Origin of the sequence: Pseudomonas sp. CFBP 13711, from assembly GCF_014842265.1 — a bacterium.
Classification (GTDB): domain Bacteria; phylum Pseudomonadota; class Gammaproteobacteria; order Pseudomonadales; family Pseudomonadaceae; genus Aquipseudomonas.
The window spans coordinates 152,266-174,308 of the sequence record NZ_JACYVI010000008.1; the positions used below are offsets into that span (position 1 = coordinate 152,266).

18 protein-coding genes and 1 pseudogene are annotated in these 22,043 nt (G+C 55.8%); 12 read left to right on the forward strand and 7 right to left on the reverse strand.

Going from position 1 to position 22,043, the window contains the following annotated elements; translation table 11 throughout:
* The first annotated feature begins 107 nt into the window (after window positions 1–107).
* The 4 genes from ampD to IFT47_RS16505 all read left to right on the forward strand — a co-directional run bounded on the left by ampD (window position 108) and on the right by IFT47_RS16505 (window position 5,620).
* Window positions 108–656: a 1,6-anhydro-N-acetylmuramyl-L-alanine amidase AmpD gene (ampD, locus tag IFT47_RS16490; protein WP_192173357.1), complete on the forward strand. Its 549-nt coding sequence runs from the start codon at window positions 108–110 to the stop codon at window positions 654–656.
* A gap of 15 nt (window positions 657–671) precedes the next feature.
* Window positions 672–1,508: a regulatory signaling modulator protein AmpE gene (ampE, locus tag IFT47_RS16495; RefSeq protein WP_192173356.1), complete on the forward strand. Its 837-nt coding sequence runs from the start codon at window positions 672–674 to the stop codon at window positions 1,506–1,508.
* A gap of 420 nt (window positions 1,509–1,928) precedes the next feature.
* Window positions 1,929–3,338, forward strand: coding sequence for a putrescine-ornithine antiporter (gene potE / locus IFT47_RS16500; protein WP_192173355.1), 1,410 nt, complete (start codon window positions 1,929–1,931; stop codon window positions 3,336–3,338).
* Entirely contained in the window at window positions 3,335–5,620 is a 2,286-nt protein-coding gene (locus tag IFT47_RS16505; RefSeq protein ID WP_192173354.1) for an Orn/Lys/Arg family decarboxylase, read from the forward strand. Before potE ends, IFT47_RS16505 begins: the two co-directional genes overlap by 4 nt.
* A 42-nt stretch (window positions 5,621–5,662) precedes the next feature.
* Here IFT47_RS16505 and IFT47_RS16510 read toward each other — a convergent pair whose 3' ends face one another.
* The 4 genes from IFT47_RS16510 to IFT47_RS16525 form a co-directional block, all read right to left on the reverse strand.
* Window positions 5,663–5,935: a hypothetical protein gene (locus tag IFT47_RS16510; protein WP_192173353.1), complete on the reverse strand. Its 273-nt coding sequence runs from the start codon at window positions 5,933–5,935 to the stop codon at window positions 5,663–5,665.
* 238 nt (window positions 5,936–6,173) lie between these two features.
* On the reverse strand, window positions 6,174–6,455 hold the full coding sequence (locus IFT47_RS16515; RefSeq protein WP_192173352.1) for a hypothetical protein: 282 nt from the start codon (window positions 6,453–6,455) through the stop codon (window positions 6,174–6,176).
* A gap of 69 nt (window positions 6,456–6,524) precedes the next feature.
* Window positions 6,525–6,800 (reverse strand): hypothetical protein, encoded by a 276-nt coding sequence (locus tag IFT47_RS16520; protein ID WP_192173351.1) that lies wholly within the window; start codon window positions 6,798–6,800, stop codon window positions 6,525–6,527.
* 33 nt (window positions 6,801–6,833) lie between these two features.
* A complete protein-coding gene (locus tag IFT47_RS16525) occupies window positions 6,834–8,012 on the reverse strand; it encodes a sugar transporter (RefSeq protein ID WP_192173350.1) in 1,179 nt (392 codons plus the stop codon).
* 392 nt (window positions 8,013–8,404) lie between these two features.
* Between IFT47_RS16525 and IFT47_RS16530 the strand changes: the two genes are divergently transcribed.
* Entirely contained in the window at window positions 8,405–8,608 is a 204-nt protein-coding gene (locus IFT47_RS16530; protein ID WP_192173349.1) for a DUF6021 family protein, read from the forward strand.
* 105 nt (window positions 8,609–8,713) lie between these two features.
* Here the strand turns inward: IFT47_RS16530 and IFT47_RS16535 are convergent, their stop codons facing one another.
* Entirely contained in the window at window positions 8,714–9,634 is a 921-nt protein-coding gene (locus tag IFT47_RS16535; protein ID WP_192173348.1) for a LysR substrate-binding domain-containing protein, read from the reverse strand.
* A gap of 142 nt (window positions 9,635–9,776) precedes the next feature.
* Between IFT47_RS16535 and IFT47_RS16540 the strand changes: the two are divergent.
* Window positions 9,777–11,263, forward strand: a pseudogene (locus IFT47_RS16540) (MFS transporter).
* A gap of 99 nt (window positions 11,264–11,362) precedes the next feature.
* Here IFT47_RS16540 and IFT47_RS16545 read toward each other — a convergent pair.
* Entirely contained in the window at window positions 11,363–11,707 is a 345-nt protein-coding gene (locus IFT47_RS16545; RefSeq protein WP_192173347.1) for a hypothetical protein, read from the reverse strand.
* Window positions 11,708–12,164: 457 nt separating this feature from the next.
* Window positions 12,165–12,968: a hypothetical protein gene (locus IFT47_RS16550; RefSeq protein ID WP_192173346.1), complete on the reverse strand. Its 804-nt coding sequence runs from the start codon at window positions 12,966–12,968 to the stop codon at window positions 12,165–12,167.
* Between the two features lie 244 nt (window positions 12,969–13,212).
* Here IFT47_RS16550 and IFT47_RS16555 point away from each other — a divergent pair, with 244 nt between their 5' ends.
* The 6 genes from IFT47_RS16555 (at window position 13,213) to IFT47_RS16580 (ending at window position 21,440) form a co-directional block, all read left to right on the forward strand.
* The gene (locus IFT47_RS16555) at window positions 13,213–14,589 is read left to right on the forward strand and encodes a hypothetical protein (protein WP_192173345.1); all 1,377 of its coding nucleotides are present in this window, start codon (window positions 13,213–13,215) and stop codon (window positions 14,587–14,589) included.
* A 52-nt stretch (window positions 14,590–14,641) separates the two neighbouring features.
* Window positions 14,642–14,863, forward strand: a complete 222-nt coding sequence (locus IFT47_RS16560) for a helix-turn-helix transcriptional regulator (RefSeq protein WP_192173344.1) — start codon at window positions 14,642–14,644, stop codon at window positions 14,861–14,863.
* Between the two features lie 407 nt (window positions 14,864–15,270).
* Window positions 15,271–15,933 (forward strand): inovirus Gp2 family protein, encoded by a 663-nt coding sequence (locus IFT47_RS16565; RefSeq protein ID WP_192173343.1) that lies wholly within the window; start codon window positions 15,271–15,273, stop codon window positions 15,931–15,933.
* An 85-nt stretch (window positions 15,934–16,018) separates the two neighbouring features.
* Complete coding sequence (locus IFT47_RS16570; protein WP_192173342.1) at window positions 16,019–16,468, forward strand: hypothetical protein; 450 nt, start codon at window positions 16,019–16,021, stop codon at window positions 16,466–16,468.
* A gap of 350 nt (window positions 16,469–16,818) precedes the next feature.
* Window positions 16,819–19,494, forward strand: a complete 2,676-nt coding sequence (locus IFT47_RS16575; protein WP_192173341.1) for an ATP-binding domain-containing protein — start codon at window positions 16,819–16,821, stop codon at window positions 19,492–19,494.
* Between the two features lie 272 nt (window positions 19,495–19,766).
* Window positions 19,767–21,440, forward strand: a complete 1,674-nt coding sequence (locus tag IFT47_RS16580) for a DUF262 domain-containing protein (protein WP_192173340.1) — start codon at window positions 19,767–19,769, stop codon at window positions 21,438–21,440.
* Window positions 21,441–22,043 lie beyond the last annotated feature (603 nt).

The window sequence follows — 22,043 nt, forward strand, 5'->3', positions numbered from 1 at the left end:
CGACTTCTGCCTGCGAATCTGCGTGACCTCCAGGCTGATTCGCCATCCACATCCTCTCCAGTCGCGGGCATACTGCGCGCTGTCGTTTCACGCCCTAAGGACTTCCCATGCATCTGGACCCTGCCACCGGCTGGTGCCACGGCGCGCAGCATTGCCCTTCACCCAATTTCAATGCCCGGCCGGAAAACGAAATCTCGTTGCTGGTGATCCACAACATCAGTCTGCCGCCCGCGCAGTTCAAGACCGGCAAGGTCCAGGCGTTCTTCCAGAACCGGCTGGACGTCACAGAACACCCTTACTTTGAAGGCATCGCCGAGCTGCGGGTCTCTGCGCATTTCCTGATTGAGCGCGACGGCGAGGTGACGCAATTCGTGTCGTGTCTGGATCGTGCCTGGCATGCGGGTGTGTCGGTGTTTGAGGGGCGCGAGACGTGCAATGATTTTTCCATTGGCATCGAGCTTGAAGGCACTGATGATCAATCCTTCACCGACGTGCAATATGAGGCGTTGATCGAGCTGACCCGCCAATTGCAGACGGCTTGGCCGGCGATTACGACGCAACGCATATGCGGTCACAGCGACATCGCGCCGGGGCGCAAGACCGATCCGGGTCCGTGTTTTGACTGGGCGCGGTTTCGTGCCGCCCTGGACGTTTGAAGTGAGGAACAGCTAATGAGTTTTCTGGTTTTGCTGCTGGCGGTCTGGGTCGAGAAGTTCTCGGCCCTGCGCCAGCGTATTCAGCGCGACGGGCCATGGCTCACTCAATTGAGCCGGCTGGAATCCAACCCACGCTCGGCCAAACGGCCGTGGTGGATTTTGATGGTGACGGTTGTGCTGCCTTTGGTGGTCCTCGCCCTGGTATTGTTGATTGTCGGCTCGGTGGCCTATGGCTGGCTCGCGCTGCCGATCCATTTGCTGGTGCTGATTTACAGCCTGGGCCGTGGCGACGTGAAAGCCACCCTCGGCTCATTTCGAGACGCCTGCCGTCGGGGCGATCAGGAAGCAGCGGTGCTGGTTGCCGAACGTGACCTGGGTGTCCTGGCCGAGAACGAAGAGCAGCTATTGGGCGGCGCTCAAACGTATTTGCTGTGGCAGATCTACCAAGGCTTCTTCGCAGTGATTTTCTGGTATTTCGTGCTCGGCCCGGTTGCCGCGTTGGCGTACCGCCTGCTGGCCCTTGCTTCGGAACACGGCAAAACCCCGGCGCTGGTCGAACGTGCGACTCAGGCAAGGCACGCATTTGACTGGGTGCCGGTGCGCTTGCTGGCGGCCAGCTTTGCGCTGGTCGGAAACTTCGTCGCGGTCAGCCGGGTGATGCTCAGTGAACTGCTCAACTGGAACATCAGCGCTTCTCACCTGATCAGCAAAGTCGGCTGCGTCGCCGGTGAGGTCCCCGCGCCAGTGGTGGGCGTCGAGGGCGTCAACAGCCTGGATGTATTGTGGGAATTGCTCATCCGCTCGGCCATCGTCTGGTACGTCGGCTTTGCGCTGATCACGTTGTTTGTTTAAAGCCGTGCCAGATTCTCCGTTTACCCGGCAGCTGCGCAGTCGCGCAGCCAACGCCTCTTAGGGGGGATTGAGCAAGCTGGCTCCCATGGTTCGATTGGCCTCCAAATTAGCGTCTGCAAAGTGAGGCCATTCAATCCCTGATCATGAAAAATGATATTCATGACCTAGATGTTATTCGTCATCCGATTGATATAGATCAATGCCCCTCTTGTTTCTGACGCTATCCTCTTTTGCCTCCGGTCAGACGCCGCCATCCCTCTGAACTAACAGTTCTTTCCAACGTTATTCAACCTTCCAAAACCATAACTAGCCCAAGCAAAGATGGCTTGTCGCCAGCAACTAGCGGCCGGCTGTTTCTTGATTAACAAGAATCCTTTGCTATAGCTAAACCCTCTCACTTCTTCCAAATAGGGCAACGGAATGTCAGTCGCTAAGAAAATGAGCGTGGGTCAGCTCACGATGTTGACTGCGGTCAACATGCTGGGATCCGGCATTGTGTTGTTGCCCACCAAACTCGCCGAGGTCGGCGGCATTTCCATTCTTTCGTGGCTAATCACGGCCACCGGGTCGCTGGCTCTGGCCTACGCTTTCGCGCGGTGCGGCATGCTCAGTCGCAAGACCGGCGGCATGGGCGGTTACGCGGAATATACGTTCGGCAAGTCGGGTAACTACATCACCAACTACACCTACGGTTTGTCTTTGTTGATTGCCAACGTGGCCATCAGTATCACCGCAGTTGGATATATTCAGACGCTGTTCGATATCAAGTTGGGTTCGCTTGAAGTCGGTCTCGCCACCATCGCGCTGTTATGGATCACCACGTTCGCCAACTTCGGCGGCGCGAGTATTACCGGCAAGATTGGCGCAGTAACCGTATGGGGCGTTATTGCGCCCGTCGTGCTGGTTTCGACCATTGGCTGGTTCTGGTTTGAGAGCAGCACCTATGCGGCAGGATGGAACCCCCACGACAAGACCTGGTACGAGGCCGCGGGCGCTTCGGTGGCGATTACCTTGTGGGCGTTCCTCGGTCTGGAGTCGGCGTGCGCCAACGGTGATGCAGTGGAAAACCCCGAGAAGAACGTGCCCATCGCAGTGCTCGGTGGGACCCTCGGCGCAGCGGTGATCTACATCGTGTCGACCAACGTCATCGCCGGCATCGTCGACAACGCGGAACTGGTTTCTTCAACCGCGCCGTTCGGGCTGGTGTTCGCCAAGATGTTTAACCCCATGGTCGGCGACATCATCATGGGGCTCATGGTCCTCGCGTGCATCGGCTCGCTCTTGGGCTGGCAGTTCACGGTGGCACAGGTGTTCAAAAGCTCGGCGGACACCGGATACTTCCTGCCGATCTTCGCCAAAGCCAACAAGTACGGAGTGCCGATCATCAGCATGTTGATCCTGCTGGCGATCCAGACCGCTCTGGCGCTGTTGACCATCAGCCCCGACCTGGCCAAGCAATTCGACACCCTGGTCAATCTTGCAGTGGTCACCAATCTGGTGCCGTACATCCTGTCGATGGCGACGCTGATGACCCTGCAAAAGGTCTCCAACGTGCCGCCGCAAAAAGCCCTCATCACAAACATCGTGGCCGGCATCGCGACCGCGTACAGCTATCTGGCGCTGTACAGCTCCGGCGCCGAAGCGTTGATGCTTGGCGGGGTGGCGACCATCGTCGGCTACACCCTGTTCGGTTACGTCAACACCCGCCTGATCCGGCTCGAAGCGCTGAACAACAGCGTACCCACCCAGACCGTCGCGGCGCAGCACATCGTCGGCGAGCCGATCCCCGTCAATAACCTGAAGATGGCCAACCTGGAGACTCGACCATGAGCGACAACAGACACTTGCTGGGCATGCTGGCGCTGCTGGTCAGCAGCCAGCCCGACAAACGCAGCGTGTTCGGCCGGGCCCTGATCCAGTTGATCAGCGACGTGGAAGACCGCGCCATCAGCGTGCTGACCTCCGAAAGCCTGAGCGATGCGAAGTCGATCCTCAGCTCCGATCCGGCGATCCAGTGTGTGTTGCTCAGTTGGGAAATGGACAGCAGCGACGACCACAAGGAATGCATCGATCTGCTCACCACCTTGCGTGAGCGCAACACCCGTGTGCCGGTGTTTCTGATCAGCGATCGCAGCACGGCGTCGAGTGTGCCGTTGATCGTCATGCAGCACGCCGATGACTTCATCTGGCTGCCCGAAGACACCAGCCGCTTCCTCAGCGGACGCATCATGGCGGCCATCGAACGCTATCGTCAGGCGGTGTTGCCACCGATGTTCGGCGCGCTGCTGAAGTTCGCCCGCAGCTACGAATATTCCTGGCACACCCCGGGCCACGCTGGCGGCACGGCGTTTCTGAAGAGCACCGCAGGCCGCGCGTTTTACGAGTTTTTCGGCGAGAACCTGCTGCGCTCGGACCTGTCGATTTCCGTCGGCGAACTGGGCTCGTTGCTCGACCACAGCGGCCCGATCGGCCAAGGCGAGCGTTATGCGGCAAAGGTGTTCGGCGCCCACCGCACGTACTACGTGACCAACGGCTCCTCAATGTCCAATCGCGTGATCCTGATGGCCAGCGTGACCCGCGACCAGATCGCCTTGTGCGACCGCAACTGTCACAAGTCCGCCGAGCACGCGATGACGCTGTCCGGTGCGATCCCGACCTACCTGGTTCCGACGCGCAACCGCTTCGGCATCATCGGCCCGATCCTGCCGCGGACCTTGAGCGCCGAGAGCGTCAAAGCCGCCATCGCCAGCAACCCGCTGGTCAAAAGCCACATCGACCCGACGCCGGTGCATGCCATCGTCACCAACTCCACGTACGACGGCCTGACCTATAACGTCACCCGCGTCGAAGAGCTGCTGGGGCAGAGCGTTGACCGGCTGCATTTTGACGAAGCCTGGTACGGCTATGCGCGGTTCAACCCGCTGTACAAGGACCGCTTCGCCATGCACGGCCGCCCGGAGGATCACGATCCGTCCAAGCCCACCGTGTTCGCCACGCAGTCGACCCACAAGCTGCTCGCGGCGCTGTCTCAGGCGTCGATGATTCATGTCCGTAACGGCCGCAACCCGATTCCCCACGGGCGGTTCAACGAGTCCTACATGATGCACGCGTCGACCTCGCCCAATTACGCGATCATGGCGTCCTGCGATGTCAGCTCGGCGATGATGGAAGCGCCAAGTGGACAGATTCTGACCAACGAATCCATCGAAGAAGCGGTGGCGTTCCGTCAGGTTATTTCACGCATGCAAACCGACATGCTGAGCCAGGACGACTGGTTTTTTTCCTGCTGGCAGCCGCCCTCAGTGCAGGTCGGGGCTACGGCGATTCCGTTTCACGAAGTCGATCCGGTGCGGCTCAAGACCGATCCGAATTGCTGGGTCCTTCACCCCAACGAGGTATGGCACGGCTTCGGCGACATCGAAGACGGCTACTGCATGCTCGACCCGATCAAGGTGTCCATCCTCAGCCCGGGCATGGGCGATGACGGCAACCTGATGGACTTCGGCATTCCGGCCTGCGTGCTCAGCGCTTATTTGGGTCATCAGGGCATCGTCGTCGAGAAGACTACGGACTTCACCATCCTTTTCCTGTTCTCCATCGGCATCACCAAGGGCAAGTGGGGCACGCTGGTAAACGCGTTGCTCGACTTCAAACGCGACTACGACAACAACCTGGAACTGGAGCTTTGCCTGCCCGAGTTGCTGGCCGCGAATCAGCAGCGCTATGCCGGCATGGGGCTGAAGGATCTGGCGGAAGACATCTTTGCCGCGATGAAAGAGACCAAGACCACGGCGGCCATGTCGAAGGCGTTCGGCACGTTACCCAAGGCGGAATTCAGCCCGGTGGAAGCGTACGAGAAATTGGTCAAGAACGAGGTGGAGCAGGTCACTTTGGAGGAGGCCGCCGGGCGTATTGCCGCGACGGGCATCGTGCCTTATCCGCCAGGCATCCCGCTGCTGATGCCTGGGGAAAACGCAGGGCCTGCGGACGGGCCGTTGCTGGCCTATCTTCGGGCGCTGGAAAGCTTCGATCGGTCGTTCCCCGGCTTCACCCATGACACCCACGGGATTGAAAGCGAAGCGGGGGTTTATCGAATGCTGGTGTTGAAATAGCTTCAGCGCTGAAGGAGGTGGGCCGGCTGGCGCACCTCCGGCTCAGTTGCTCTGCGCCTTTTGCAGCGCTTGCTGCGTTAGCGCCACACACTCACGCCCGCCATCGTCGTTGTGCCGCGCCAAGGCTGCTTCGGCGCGGTGCACGGTGGTGTCGATATCGCTTTTGACCGCGTCGCTGAGATTGGGGTTGGCGACTTTCGCGTCACGAACCTTGCTCAGGTTCATCTGGCACTGATTGTTGTCGTCGTTGGCAGTTGCCGCGAAGGGCAGGGCACAGGCAGTCAGGAGCAAGCCGGCGAGCAGGGCGTGTTTCATGTTGGCTTCCGCAGAGGTAAGTGTGTGGCTCGTTATCTGTACGAGCTTTCCGCATCAGACCTCAGATTCCGGATTTCCGCCAGTGGGTGCCGAAGCAAACGCGACTATCGATTGCCGACATAAGCTCCGATTGGCGTCCGCGGCAGGGATCAGGCAGATGCCCAAAAAGAAAAGCCACCCGTGTCGCCAAGGTCGGGGTTACCTGGCTGCAGGGGTGGCAATGTGCAAAAAACTCTATTTACAAGCTGCGCGACTGAGCTGACTGTCGAGCTTGGCGTGCAGGTCGGGCCTGTTCAACTTCCAGCAAGTGCATGGCCAGTACGTCAGTCAAAAACCGGAACTGATCGTTGAAGCCCACCACCTCATTGCTGAAGTGGTTCTCGGCCGAAGGCATCATGAAGCCGCCGAAGCGATTGTCCTCAACGAGACCGTGGCTGTTCTTGAGGGCGATGACATGTTGTGAGTAATAGTTCTTCCCGAACTTGGGAAAGCTAACGTGCAAAGTGACGTCTCGGGTCATGTCGATTGCTCCGCATCTAACAGAAAGTTGAAAGCGTGAAAGGTGCTGATAAGTGTCAGCTACTTGGCCTTAGTTGGCCTGTGCCACAACACGATGATCCTCTTCGTCCGCGGTCATGACGACCGATCCCAGATCGAAGAGTTTGAGGGCGACGACGTAGCTGGTGAGCGCTGCGAGCGTCAAGCAAGTAAGGAGATGAACGATCATTTTTCCTGCCCTCGGTTCGTGTTTGGGTGTGAGGGCGATGGTACGCCCATGAGCTTTGAGCGGAAGGCATTCGCGGGAATGTTGGTTATCGATGGGAATGATGGAGGGGAGCGCGGTGGACGCAGCAAACGCACTCAAGTGTGTCTGCTGCTTTAATCCTGCGGTTTGTCACTACGCCCGGATGGTTTCGCCATACCGATGCGTCGCCAGGCACGCCAGCAGCAAGCCACTGATCGCGACCATCCCGCCCACCAGGCCGATGTTGGCCACGCCGAGCTGGCTGATGACCACACTGCCCAGCAGTGCGCCGCCGCCGATCCCAATGTTGTAGATGCCCGAATGCAGTGCCATTGCCACGTCCGTGGCATCCGGCGCCATCGCCAGCACCTTGGACTGCATCACCAGACCAAAGCACATGATCGCCATGCCCCAGACCACGCTCAACGTACCCATTGACGAGGCATTGCCAGACAGCGGCAGCAGCAGAATCAGACACGCCGCCAGCGCGCCGATCGCGGTGATCAGCAGGCCGCGCGGGTAACGGTTGTTGTAACGGCTGAAGATCACCGACCCCACGATCCCGGCACCGCCGAATAGCAACAGGATCACGGTGGTCATGTCGCCATTCATCTTCGCCACGATCTGTGCGAACGGTTCGATGTAGCTGTAGGCCGTGAACTGCGCCGTGACCACCAGAGCGGTCAACAGATAAAGCGACATCAAGGCCGGGCGCTTGAACAGCATTGGCAGGCTGCGCAACGAACCCGAGTTCTGGCTCGGCAGCAGCGGAAGCGATTTCATCAGCACCAGAACCGTAAGGCCCGAGGCAATGGCAATCGCCAGGAACGTTGCGCGCCACCCCAGCGCTTCGCCCAGCATGCGCCCCAGCGGAATGCCGAGCACCATCGCCAGGGCGGTGCCAGTTGCAAGGAGGCCGAGGGCCTGAACCTGCTTGCCTTCCGGCGCCACTCGCACAGCCAGCGATGCGGTGACCGACCAGAACACAGCGTGGGCCACTGCGATACCGACGCGACTGACCAGCAGCATGCCGAAGCTCGACGACAGGCTCGACATCACATGAGCGGCGATGAACGTCAGAAACACAAACAACAGCAACTTGCGCCGCTCGATGTTGCGGGTCAGCAGCATCATCGGCAGCGAGGTCAGGGACACGATCCACGCGTACACCGTTAGCATCAGGCCAACCTGCGCGGTGGTCATGTCGAAGCTGTGGCCGATGGCACTCAACAAACCCACCGGCACGAATTCGGTGGTGTTGAAAATGAAGGCCGCCAGGGCCAGCGCGATGACGCTTAGCCAACTTCCGGTGTGTGCGTTAGTGGTATTCATTAAAACGAATGCCCTCCTGAAGAATTCGGTTGGCCGCGTCCCCAACAAAAACGCCGACAAGCAGGAAGACCGCTCGAGGCGTTTGCCTGGGCGGTGCATGCGGTCAGCTGAATATTATGAGTATGGGGAGATGCGACGAGATGTTGCGGATTCTACGCCGTTGTAAACGTTGTCACAACGCAGGCCCGGGTTGAGAGGGGCGTTCATTTGTCGCAGTCGTGGTGCAGCGCTTGCGTTGAGCAGCGGCGACAGAAGTGGGGCGTGATGAGATCCGCTTTCAACCTGAGGCGCCGCGAACGAAACCGCCCGTCTAATCCGGGGCACTTGGCGGGCTCAGGGGATTCTGATGGTCATGGTGCGGATAACTCGCACGTAAACGAGGAGATTGAATCATGGCTAACGACACTTCGCTTACAGGGACCTCCACGCACACGGATCCGGACAAAGAGCTTGGCTTCAATGAAGAGTCGCCCGATGTTTCCGATCCGCAGGTAGACCCGACCGAACCCGCGCGGACCGAGAACGATCCGGTGACTGAAGAGCCAACCACTCGCCGCGGTAATGACGAGCCGCTGCCGGGGAAGGGCGGGGTCTGACCGACTCGCGCTGAATCCAGAAGCCCTGCTGACTTAAGCGGGGCTTTTTAATGCTGAATGTTGGCGAGATGCTGAGACGCTGTGCTTGCAGGTCGTCGTGGGTTCTCAGGTGTTAAAGGATTCGATGCCTACCTGTGAAACAGCAAATAGATGCTCGGCAGCGAAGTCCACGAAGACGCGGATTTTCGGTGAAAGATGGCGGCTTGAGGGCCATAGCGCCCAGAACTGCCCTTGGTCTTCGCTGTGGCCGTCGAGCACCGTTTCCAGCCGCCTTTGAGCGACAGCTTCGCGCGCCAGGAAGTCCGGGACAAATGCGATACCGTGCCCATCCACCACCGCCATCAGCATGGCTTCCATATTGTTCAATGTCAGGGCGGTTGGCAGGCGCAACTGCGTGAACTGTGGGTCCGAAGACATATTCCAGTCCATTATTTTACCCGTCGTGACAAATCGGTAACGCAGGCACTCGTGATGTTCGAGGTCACTGATAGTGACGGGTCGTCCCTTACGCTGCAGATAGTCAGGCGATGCGCACAGGACGAACTTGAAAGGCCCCAGTTTTCGCGCCATCAACTTGGAGTCGGCCTGGCCGCCGCTGCGAATCACCACGTCAAAGCCTTCATCGATCACATCGACCAACTGGTCGTTGAAGTCCAGTTCCAGCTCAATCTCCGGATAGGTTTTGCGGAACCGCGTCATATGAGGCAAGAGAAAGCGATAACCGATGGTGGGCAAGCTCACGCGCAACTTTCCACGGGGCTCCTGTGTGGCATGGGAAAGCATCGCCCGGGCATCTTGAAGATCGTCGAGGATCTTTCGGCAGCGTTCATAAAACAACTGTCCCTCCGCCGTCAGGCTGACTTTGCGGGTGCTGCGGTGCAATAGACGCACATTCAACGATGCTTCGAGTTTTGCGACGTTTTTGCCCACTGCCGAAGCAGATATCCCTAATGCTCTGGCGGCGCTGATGAAGCTGAGCGCCTCCGCAGTTTTCACGAATGAGGGCACACCACTAAGACTGTCCACAAATCGATTACATCCTTTTGGTTCGCTATAAGTGGAATAAAAGCCCGTTTATCTTCGATTGTATCCTAACTAGAGTGTGCAAACGTTCACGCGCCTTGGCCAGGGCAGCACGGATACCTTACGACATGCAGGGAATGACTTAATGAACCCAGACACCCAACTGCACCCGGCCCATGGCCGGCATTCCATCCTGGCTGCAATTTGCCTGGCAGCCCTGGTGTTGCCCATGAGTTTTACCGGCGGGGCAGTGGCCACCCCATTCATTGGTCAAACGTTTAATGCCCATCCCATGGAGTTGGCCTGGATCACTAATGCCTTCATGCTCAGCTTCGGCAGCCTGCTGATGGCGGCCGGCACCCTTGCCGACCTTTACGGACGCAAGCGGTTATTCATGTGCGGCATGGCGTTGTTCGCGCTGGTGTCAGTCCTGCTGGCAGCGGTCCCCAATATTATCTGGCTGGACCTGTTGCGGGGTGTGCAGGGCATTGCTGCGGCAGCGGCCCTGGCCAGCGGGTCAGCGGGTCAGCGGCACTTGCGCAAGAGTTCGATGGACATGCCAGGACACGTGCTTTCAGTCTTCTGGGCACCACTTTCGGGGTTGGCCTGGCCTTCGGTCCTTTGTTATCGGGATTGTTGATCGAGTACATGGGCTGGCGCGCCATTTTTCTTTGCACCGCCCTGATTGCCATCCTTTCTTTGATATTTGCCGTGCCGAAAATGCGCGAGAGCCGCGACCCGCACGCACGACGTCTGGACACGCCTGGCGTGATGACGTTCTCCGGCCTGCTGATTATGTTTACCACTGCGGTGATTCTGGCACCTGAGCAAGGCTGGAACTCACCGGTTATCCATGTGCTACTGGGTGCGTCGGTGGTGTTTCTACTGCTGTTCATCACTGTTGAAAATCGGGCGAAACAGCCCATGCTGGAACTGCGACTGTTTCTGTTTCCGCGCTTTGTCGGCGTGGAAGGAGCCAGTGCCTTTGAAGCGGGGCTGATGATGCTGGCACTCTCCGCTCCGATGCTGATTGTCCCGATCATTGCCGCATCGCTGACTCGCTGGTTATCGGCGGGCGTGCTCTGCGCCATCGGCTTCGTGATCGCAGCGGCCGGTCTGTACTGGCTGAGCACGATCCCGGTCGGTGGACACGCGCAGATTATCGCAGCCATGCTGCTGACCGGCATTGGTACAGGCCTGCCCTGGGGCCTGATGGATGGTTTGTCGATCAGCGTGATTCCAAAAGAGCGGGCAGGGATGGCCGCTGGCATCTTCAACACAACACGGGTGGCCAGCGAAGGGGTCGCCCTGGCAATCACGGTTGCTGTGCTGACGGCGCTGGTCGCTCACCATCTGAGCATCAGTGACTCGGTCAAACTGTCCCCTGTTGATTATTCAACTATCGCGCAGCGCCTGGTCATGGGTGATATCCAGCACGCGAGTACCGAGGCCAGCCAAATTTCGATGACACTGTTGCGCTCGGCTTATACCGCAGGGTTCAGCACGTTGTTGCAACTGCTGGCGATGTTCACGCTAGTCACAGCCGCCGTGGTCTTTCTGTTCTTGGGACGACAAAGCGAAGTCAGCGCTGAGCCCGCGCCCGATGCCGTTCGCTTCTCATCGGATGCCTGAAAGCTGTTCTGGAGCCATGCTTGATGTCGGCTAACACACACTTTACGGCGCTGATCCTGGCGGGCATCGCCCGGGCCTCCAGCCACGCTGGTGACTTGATTAGCTCTCTGTCTGGTATCCGTTCATCTTGGCGGCTATCAGTGCGCGCTCTTTGGAGAGCGATGTGATCAATCCTGTAGTGCCATCCGCCGACATGTACAGAAAGTACCGACCTTCCTGATCGAGCAGAATCCGGTAGACACCTCCCGATGCGTCATAGCTTGGGACGACTGTTCGATCCACGAGAAAGGTATGGCTACTGATGCCCATACCGCTAAGCGCCGCCTCGAAGTCTGCACTGACGTCAGACTCCCATTGCTTGGTACTGCGCAGACTGAACAGGAGTCTGATCAGCAAGGTCAGCGAGATGCTTACTACCGCAAAAATGCCCGATCCATAATCCACGCCTCTACTCCCTGTGCTGCTATAGATCTGATAAATACCGGCAATCAGCCAGTGTTTCAACACACGGTGCGTCAGACAGCAAAGTCTCACAGGGAGGGCGCAGTTCCTCACTAATGAGTCGATGAGCGTGGTCTTGCACGCTCATTACTGCCCGATGTCACACCGGGAGCAGACCAAACCGCCCATTCAGGCACAAAAAAAAGCACTTGCGATAAACGCTAAGTGCTTGATTTGTATTGCGTGTTTGGTGGGCCGGGGTAATCTGAACCAATTTAATAAGGGTTTGATTTTAATAGGTATTGTCAGTTTGTTTTTCGTCTTGGAATACTATTTGGAATACCATTATTCCTATCATGTCCTAGTCGTTGGCGTGTCGGCTCAATTGATTTGATTACGCCCGTGGTGCCCCTTGTAGGATTCGAGCCTGAACGACTTATCGCCCACGGGTGAACATTGATTATCGGCTTGCTGGAATGTGGGCTCTCGTTGAGCGTAGGTTACGCCCAATCGCTGCCTCTTTCGTTACCGCCTCCTTCTTGCGACTGGCGGATATTTTCTCTGCTATGGCGAGCTCAAGGAGTCCTGTAGGGCGGAGGTTCATCTTGCCTGCTAGTGCTCTCTTGGTTTCTTTCATTGTTTGCTTGCGCAGCCTTTCAATCTCGCGCTGCTGAGCGTCGGGAATGTACCTCGTCGAAATCGAAGCGCTTTGCAGCAGGACTTCGTCTCGACACAGCAATTCCACGCTGACTTCTAAAAACTTCATTAAATCATCACTGTGCCAATCGGAGTTTTTGATCGCCCTTTTAAGCTTATCTATCTCCTTCGTATGCCGTTCTTTCGTTTCTCGCGCTGCCTCCTTTGCGTCCCTGAGCTTTTCGCCCAGCTCTGTCCTGGCTGCCACGCCCTCAGCGATCAACCTATTTAGCATGTCGGTTTCATTGGTGTTGTTAGCTTTGGCTAGCACCGCAAGGTCTTTTTTTACCTTGGTTTTGAGTTTGAAGGTACATGCCTTCCGGTCCTTGTCCGGAGCTCTAAATTTCGCCTGCTGCCAGGCATTTCTCATTCTCTGAATGGTCTTTTGCCCATTCGGCTGTCGCTCGGGTGCCTCCAGGGTCTCGCCGACAGCCAGAAGCTCGTCACGTGTTGAGAATTGACGATTTCCGACGATCAGCCCTCTCTCTCTCAAGTAATTGTGAGCCCATTCTCGCTGCCGGGAATTGTGGCCGTCGAGCCATGTTAGCCCTCGCAATCTCTGGCGCATTTCCGTGACCCTCTCTTGTCTTCTTGGTGCTTGCCAAGGAGCGTAAATGGATCATAAAAATTATGCGTAATATTTTGAATTTATAATTGATTTCTAGCGATCGATAGGTTTTTGCTATTTTTTAATTCGTTATGAATAATTGATTCATATTTAATAAATTATGCGTAATAGATTCGATAAAAATACAGGCTATTTTTATTGAGATATAATAAGGCGTATCATTCTTCGACTGTGGGTTTTCCAGGTGTTTTTAGCTGCTTTGTTTAGTGAGGTGAAAGGACTTGAACCGCTGGGAAAATATTTCTTGGTGCGTTTCGTCCAGTGCTTTGGAAGCACGGCGGTGACGGGACTAAAAGTGAAAGATCTGGCGAAGCGGTTCGGGATTTCTGATCCGCAAGTGTCAGAAGTATTAGCAGCGCTGGTTGCATGCGATGTATTGAATTTTTCATCTATCCCTGAGGGTAGGGGACGACCGAAGAGGTGCTATCAATTGACGGATAGCTTTCTCAAGAATCTCAATAAAGCATTCGCGCAGCCCGCGACGCAGCACGATGAAATTGTGCACAGTCTGCTGATGCACGAAAATCGGAAGGCTGGCGTAAGAAGCGATAAATCTAAAAAGACAAAGGAGGATTTGGCTCCGTTAGCCAGTCTGCGGGGCAGAAGGCAGCCCGATCAGTTGAGCGCAGTGAATCGTCTGTTGTTGAGCGTGCTGTTGTGCCATGCCGACCGTATCGGCGTGGTTAGAGATCTGGGCTCGTCAGCGCTGTGCAAGGTCACGGGCCTCAGTAAGGAAGGGTTGAAGCACAGGGTGCAGCGTCTCATTGATCTGGGGACTATTAGGGCTTATGTGCCAGGTGCAACCAGTACGGTTCTTTCCGCCAAAATGAAAAGTACCTACTTTCTCAACCTGAATCATCCTGAGCTATCGGTCGAAGGCGGTACTACTTCAGTTCTGGTCTGCGCAATGTCCGCCGATCCCTCAGAGTCCGTGCCGCATGCGCACCAGATCTATAGCGATATCGTCATTCTCAAGCGTAATCCCACGGTTTTTGGGGATGAAAAAGAACAGCGTCTTAGATTCTTTGAGAGTCAGCCTCTCTCATTCTTTCACCTGCTACAGGTCATGCTGGAAAAATACGCTGCTGACATGCTATCCAGGCATTGGTCTGATCTGGATCAAAGCGCTTCAAGTAAATGGACTCATGTTCAAGAGTGGAAGGCGCTCATCCGCAAAGACTTTCGGTTCCCCAAGCTGCTGCCCAGCGTGGGCGGTGATCATCTGCAGAAAATCGACGAAGACCGATACGCTGCATTGATAAGTGACCTACATTATGGGGCTTACGCATTGGCAAAAAAGATCAAAAATCTGCTTTGCCAAGCTTCTGAGATTTCGTTTGATACGATGGATTTCGTCATCATGCCTCAACCCCTGATGCGTGGTTGTCGCAGCGTCACTTTGCTTGCTCGGCCCCATGATTCGGGTAGCTGGCGTGGCTATCTGTACGTTGAACCATATGCCGAACCGCAGGCCTTTTCCTGCGAGGCTGAGATCCCTTTTAAGGATCGATCCCGAGTCGGGTTGCTGACCCAGACAGGCAGCAAGGTGAAGAGCACGTAGGTATTTTCTTACAGAGCTTGCCCATCCTCTGAACAGATAAAGGAGTCAGTTCATGAGGATTATTCGCCTGAAAGACGTTAAGCACGTCACCGGTCTCGGTCGGTCCACGATCTACAAATACATCAGCGAGGGGAGCTTTCCGAAGCCCGTGTCGTTGGGCGACCGGGCTGTTGGCTGGGTTGAAAGCGAAGTGACCAGCTGGGTCATGGCCAGGATTGAGGCGCGTGATATACACGAGTCTCTAACTGCGGTGTCACAGCTAAAGGCAGCGTGATCAGCTGATGGATTGAGCTCGCTCCCAGTATGCGGTCGGTGCCGGTGCCGGTGCTGACTGGGTGGCTCCAAGCAGTGATTTATTTCCAGAGTATTCAAGTCATCGAACCGGTCCTATTCTTCCCGTGTTCTCTGGCAGTTTGCCACCCCACTCCTGCGAGGGAGTGGGGTGGCAGGCTTCGGTATTAGTATTATTTATACAGTCTAGCTATCTCATCTGTTAACTCATAAAACCCAGAATGCTTACCCTCTCAAAAAGCAAGGTGCCATCACCGACTGCGCTGGCGCTACATGGGTGACAAGATCAGCGCCATACGCTGAGCCAAGGTCCGCATCTCGGATGCAGATCGAATCGTAAATAAATACCCAGTCCACTGAGTTTATGAACTCACTCAGCGGATCGTCCCCATGGCCCACCTATCCAAGCGTCACTCCGGCAACAGCAACCTCCACCTGCATCGCGAGAGCACCTTTAAAGGTTTGCCCGTGATGACGTTTCGCGGCCCCCTCATTACTGAATACCTAGAGCGGCTTTATGAAACCACTCAGTTGGCGCTGAGCGATCACCGCAGAGTGTTCGCGCTACGTTTCGACCTACGTTTTCCAGATGACTATCTGCAACCTTCATCAGGGAACGCTGTCGTATCCAGGTTTGTCGATTCCTTGACCGCCAGGATTGACTCCGCACGGGAACGCTCCAGGCGCCTGAATGGCGCTGCACATCAGACACGGGTGCGATGGTGTTGGGTAAGGGAGATAGGTCAGGAGGGACGACCGCATTATCACTTCGTGTTACTGCTCAACAAGGATGCGTACCACACCGCGGGGCGCTTCCACTCAGGAAGGGAGAATCTGTACAGCCGCCTTCAATCTGCATGGGCGAGCGCACTGAGATTTCCTTTCGAAGACGCTGGCGGGCTGGTGCATGTTCCTATCAATCCTCAATACCACCTTTCTCAAGATGACCATGTGGAGATGGAGGATTACTTCCATCGGGCCAGTTACCTCTGCAAGGCAGCTACCAAGGACTACGGCAGTCGATGCCGGGCGTTTGGTTGCAGCAGAGGCTGAAGCAGCTCGACTGAACTTCGCATTCAAGGATGGGCGGCTTAGCTCATCCCGTCCTCAATTAATCCATCACCCAGCAGGCACGGTCATGCTCCTTCCATACATCAATGCACGACTTCCTTTATCTAAATCACACGCTGCAATCGTTATTGGTCGACTGGTGCGAGCTGTCGCCCACACGGACAGTCCGGCCTACTGTGTGACCCTGGATGCGGTAGGTGGTGAGCAGGTGACGCTGACATCGCTCTCTCAGTTCTGCCAAAACGTGCCACGGATTAATGAGGCGTACGCGGACCACTGCGACGATGAACACCAAGACTTGTTCTGGATGGCTTACCGAGAGATTGGGCTCGAAGACAGCCCATTGGGGCTGATCTGCATGAACAGTATGGAAACAGGCTACTTGACCAACGCTCAAGCGATGAATGCGCTGGTCGATAGGATTCGGCTGCGGATCAGCTGTCAGGAAGTGGATGAGGCCACAGAACAAAACGAGATGATCGCCGGTCCGACTCAGCGTCGGACTATGCACAGATAGCCCACAGACTTGTCTTGCGCACGCGGTGTGCCAGTTTGCGATAGCCAGCAATGTCGGAAGAGTGACCACCTTGTAGCCAGTTCAGCCATCGTGTCTACTGTGCCATCAGCCGCTCCGTCATCGCACTAGCGCCATTTTGTTCGATACGAACAGCCCGAGGGATTTATGGCCGAGGCGATAAACATCGTGAAGATGGCGGAGAAACCATCCAGTGAGCGCCTTGGTGAGTTCGTAGCTGAAGGGGTTGGATAATTATTTTCAAAGCTACGACCAAAACAAACCAGTTATCTACCCTACCCAGAATGTAGCGTTAGAGGCTTTGGGCAAACAGGACAGGGAGTGCTGCACTGATGAAACGGGATCAACATCTGGTAGAGCTGGCTCAAGAAACGTTGGCCACCTTTACGCATATTGTCGAACTGGCTCAGCAAAAACAGAGGGCGGTGCACGGTATCGATGCTGGTGCCTTTGCCAACGCCAACACATTCACTGATACAGGCGCGTCACGAACCCTTGCGATTATCAACCGCGAGAACCACGACGGTTATGCGTCGCTGATCAGAGAGCCTGCTATTGCGAGATTGTTACTGGAAGATGAGCAGGGCGATCAACAGCTGCTTTACGTGACGCGTAAGTTCCAGGTATCTCTACAAAACGATGCGCAGCTAGCCAGTTATCACTCAGCTAAGGGCCGGCTGGCTTCTTTGCCGGTGGGCGATGCGCTAGAGGTCAACGGCCATGAGTACACAGTGATCGAATCCGCGTATTTCAAGCCCAAGCTGGATGAGGTGGGTTGGGATGCGCTGGATACCCGCTTCGATCATGAGGAATTGAGTGCCTGCACCATCGATTCGCTTCGGGCCTTGTTGCGTGCATTGGACGCGGAGGTGGCGGATGACTTTGATGCAATGCTGGAGGTTGGAGCTACAGAGCAGCATATCCATCAAGGGCTGATGCATCGTATCCGTCAATCCATGGCTCTACGCGATCAGCCGATCCTCGACAAGTTTCAGGACGAGATTTTCCGTCTACCTCTCGACAGCCAATTGATGATCATGGGACCACCGGGCACTGGTAAGACCACTACGTTGATCAAGCGGCTGAGCCAAAAGCTTGAAATTGAGTTTCTTGACGAACGAGAGAAACGTCTGGCCGTGGATGATGCTGCCGGCAAGACTCACGTCCATAGCTGGGTGATGTTCACTCCTACAGAACTGCTGAAACACTACCTTAAGGAAGCGTTCAGTCGAGAGGATGTACCTGCATCGGATGAGCGCATTCTGACCTGGGAAAACCGTCGTCGCGCGCTGGCGCGTAATGTGCTGAATCTGCTGCAAACCGGGGATGGGCGTGGTGCTTTTGTGCTCAAGCAAGATCTTGAGGTGCTCAGCGATGGTGTGCTGACCTCACCGCAGACCTGGTACGAGCAAGTGTCAGCTTTCCATCGTCAGCGACTGTTCAGTCAACTACAGGTCGGTGCTGAGCAACTGAGCAAGCTGGGTGATACTACCGGTGGCGTGGTGATACAGAAACTTGTTGCAATTATGGCGCAAGCCAGGCCTGAGGCGCTGGTACCACTCTATACCGAGCTTGCCCCCATAGAGCTCGCCATTAAAGACACTCTCGATGGTTTAAAGCAGCAAACCGATCGCAGTGCAAAAGCGTTGGTCAAAGCTGAGTACAACAAGGACAAGACGTTTTTCGTCCTGTTGGTCGATTTTTTGACAGGGCTTGGCGCTGCCGATGAGCAGGATGAGGACGAAGTCTTTGATGCCGAAGAGGAGGATCTGCAGCCGTCCCCTCTTTCCACGGGTAAAGTCTCAAATCCGGAGGCGCTCAAGGAGTATCAGAAAGCAATTGTGGCCTTGGCGCGTTCACGTTTTCAGAAGAAGCGCCTATCCGTTACCGGGCGAGCGCACACTATCGTCGCTTGGCTGGGGGAACGCTTGCCTGATGAGGAAGCCTTATTGGAAATAGGCCAGCGTGCGGCTCTGCAGAACGCCTTGCGGCGCTTCCTAAACGCCCACCGGCGTTATGTAACGGATGTAGCTGCAAGCTACAAAGCCTTCCGCAAGTTGTACCAGGCCGAACAGACGCTGTACCGCGTAAACGGTATCAATGTAAGGCACCTATCGAGTTTCGAACTGGATGCGCTGGTGCTGCTCAGTCTGCGCAATGCCCGCGAGCTTCTTGGAAACCGCTCACTCACCCTCAGCCGCCAAGGCAATCTGCCGGAATATTTGGCCACTATTGCCTCCAATTTCTGCAATCAAGTGTTGGTGGATGAGGCCACCGACTTTTCCCCCTTGCAGCTGGCAGCCATGTACAGCCTAACTTCGCTCAATACCCACTCCTTCTTTGCTTGCGGTGATTTCAATCAGCGCATCACCGGCATCGGTATTCGTAACAAAGAACAGTTGCAGTGGGCGGCCAACGGTTTGGAGATTCGGCCTATCAACACCGTATATCGCCAAAGTCGTTTGCTTAATGATCTGGCCGGTGAGTTGTTGCATCTAAGCGGTAGTGATCAGGAATCCACCGCTGAGCTGCCCAATGCCATGGCGCACGAAGATGTTGCGCCGATCCTACTGGAGCAAGCTGGTGATCTTGGGGTTGTAAGTGCCTGGTTGGCGAAGGCAGTTGTTGCAATCGAACTGCAGCTCAAGGCATTGCCAACAATCGCGGTGCTGGTACATGACGATGAGCAGGTGACAGCGCTGGCCAGGTTGCTCAATCAGGATCTGGAGGATTATGGCATTAAGGTCGATGCCTGTCTGGGTGGGCAGGCCCTGGGCGGGGAGAACAATGTGCGGGTATTTGCTGTTGAGCATATCAAGGGATTGGAGTTTGAGGCTGTGTTCTTCGTCGATGTCGATACTCTGGCGCAGCGCATGCCGGAGCTGTTCGAGAGATTTCTTTATGTCGGCTTCACTCGTGCGGCAACTTACCTGGGCCTGACTTGCAGCGGGCAGTTGCCCGCTCCCCTTGAAAGTCTCCGCGAGCGTTTCGCGCAAACCTGGACCTGATTTTTAAGCTACTACTGATATCCCGCAATAGCGATAGGGTAAATACCCACCCCATTCTGGCGGCCAGAGTTCGCTGGGTTGGGCTGGCGTTGGGGGTAACTGCCATTCCTACCCCGCCGGGATACGGCCGCACTAGGGCATGATGGCCCTAAGCGTGAGCGACGGAACAATCCAGACATAGAGCTCCATAAAGCGGGAAATACTTGGTGCGTAGTGTCGATTTTTAATCTGGTTCCTGCAGGCTGCGGGAAGTGATGAGTGAGTTATTCAGGATGAGCAAGAAAATCAGTGGCGCCGAGTACCAGCTTGCGAAAATCTTTAGTTCCGAGTTCGACTATGTGATTCCCCCGTATCAGCGACCTTATGCTTGGACACGAGACCAGGCGGGTGAACTGTTCGACGATCTATACGACTTCTTCGAGAAGGAGGCGGAGGACAGTTATTTCCTGGGTTCCATTGTATTGATCAAGGACGAGGGCAAGCCCCTGGCTGAGGTGATTGACGGCCAGCAGCGTTTGACCACTTTGACTATCCTGCTGGCAACGATTACATCGTTGCTGACAGGAGAAAATCACTCAGCTTTTTACAGCTTCATCCGCGAGCCTGGAAACGTAGCTTTGAAGCTGAATTCCAAGCCGCGCCTGGCGCTGCGTGAACGGGACCGGGTCTTCTTTACGCAATTTGTGCAAGGGCTCAAGTTTGAGAGTCTTGCGCTGATTGATCCGGCGCAACTGGAGAATGAGTCGCAACGTAATATCCAGGGTAATGCTCGGCTGCTGCTGGAGCGACTCGCAGCGAAGTTCGCCAGCGACGAGGCGAGCATCGTCGATTTCGGTTCTTTCTTGCTAATGCGTTGTTTTTTAGTTGTGGTAACGACGCCAAGCCAGCAGTCGGCATTTCGGGTTTTTTCCGTGTTAAACAATCGCGGTCTCGATCTTCTGCCCACAGACATCATCAAGGCGGAAGTGATCGGCAAGTTGCCTGAGGACAAGCGAGAGGCCTTCAATGATCGCTGGGAGGATCTTGAGGTTGCTACTGGGCGTGATGGCTTCAGTGAGCTGTTCAGTCATATCCGCATGATCTACGCCCGCTTCAAAGCGAGGCGGATGCTGCTGGAGGAGTTCCGTGACCATGTGTTGAACAAAGTGAGTTCATCCGAGGCGCTGGTTGAGCAGGTTGTTGCTCCGTATGCCGAGGCTTACTTGGTAGCAAAGAATGCACAATACGTGTCTTCCTCAGATGCTGGGAAAATCAACGATTTGTTCACTTGGCTAAATAGGATCGACAACTCTGACTGGTTGCCGGTCGCGATTGCGTTTCTTGCCCGTCATGGTGGCGCTGCTTATGTAGTGCTGGACTTCCTCACTCGCTTGGAGCGTTTGGCGGCCTATCTGCATGTCACCGCCAAGAACGTAAACCAGCGGATTGAGCGCTACGCCCTGGCCCTAGAGGATCTCCAAAACAGTGTTCTAGTCGACCATATCGAACTGACACCGGCAGAATGTGACGAGATGCTCAGGGCATTGAACGGCAACGTCTATGAAATGACCGCACGTCGGCGTAACTATTTGATTCTGCGTCTGGACTCCTACGTTTCTGATCAAGCGGCCAACTACATGCCCAATGTGCTGACTATAGAGCATGTCCTGCCGCAGACCGTGGACGCAGCCAGCGAGTGGGCACAGAACTGGCCGGATGTCGACGAGCGCGCACTCTGGCTACATCGCTTGGCCAACCTAGTGCCGCTCAACCGAGCGCGCAATTCCAAAGCATTGAACTATGACTTCGATAGGAAGAAGTCAGCGTATTTCGTGGGTACCAGTGGGGTTTGCTCATATGCGCTAACTAGTCAGGTGCTGCATACGGATGGCTGGACACCGACGGTAGTGGCTGCGCGACAGGACGCGCTGCTGGATGTGCTTCAGCGCAGTTGGAGGCTGGCGTGAGTCGATATTCGATGAGTATCAATCCATAAAAAATCAGGCACAACCTTAGGGATCATTGGTGGGGCAAGTACCTAACTTAGGGGCCGTATGCGGTAGTCGCGCATGATTCTTTGCAGGGGGAAGGTAATAACCATCCCTACCGCGACCCCTGCAGGAGACTGGCCAAAAAAGAATGCCCATCAACCAACATTGGTCGCCAGCAAGCGAAGCGCTCCAGGTTTCACTTTGGAACGCGGTATTGCAGGCAAACGGCCGATGGCCAGGTCGTCATGCCGGGCACTACCTCCCAACAATTGGGAATGGCATTGAGTCATCGAAGAGTCGTATCGACAACGGTATTGTCATTGGTCGGCGCTGAGTCATGGAGCGATTATCGCATAGGCTGTTGATCGCGAAGAGAGCCTTAATTGTTCAATTTCACTGGCTCGTCGCGTCGGCAGCCGCATCAGCACATTTTTAGATAGTGAGACATTTGCTAGCGGCAGAGCACGCCATAGGTTTAACTGCGTGCCAGCTACCTGAGTAGACCGCCAAAAACACAGGGCGTGTCTTTACCCGCGCTCGGTCAGTAGATAAGGTGACGGGCATAGCAAATGGAAGGTC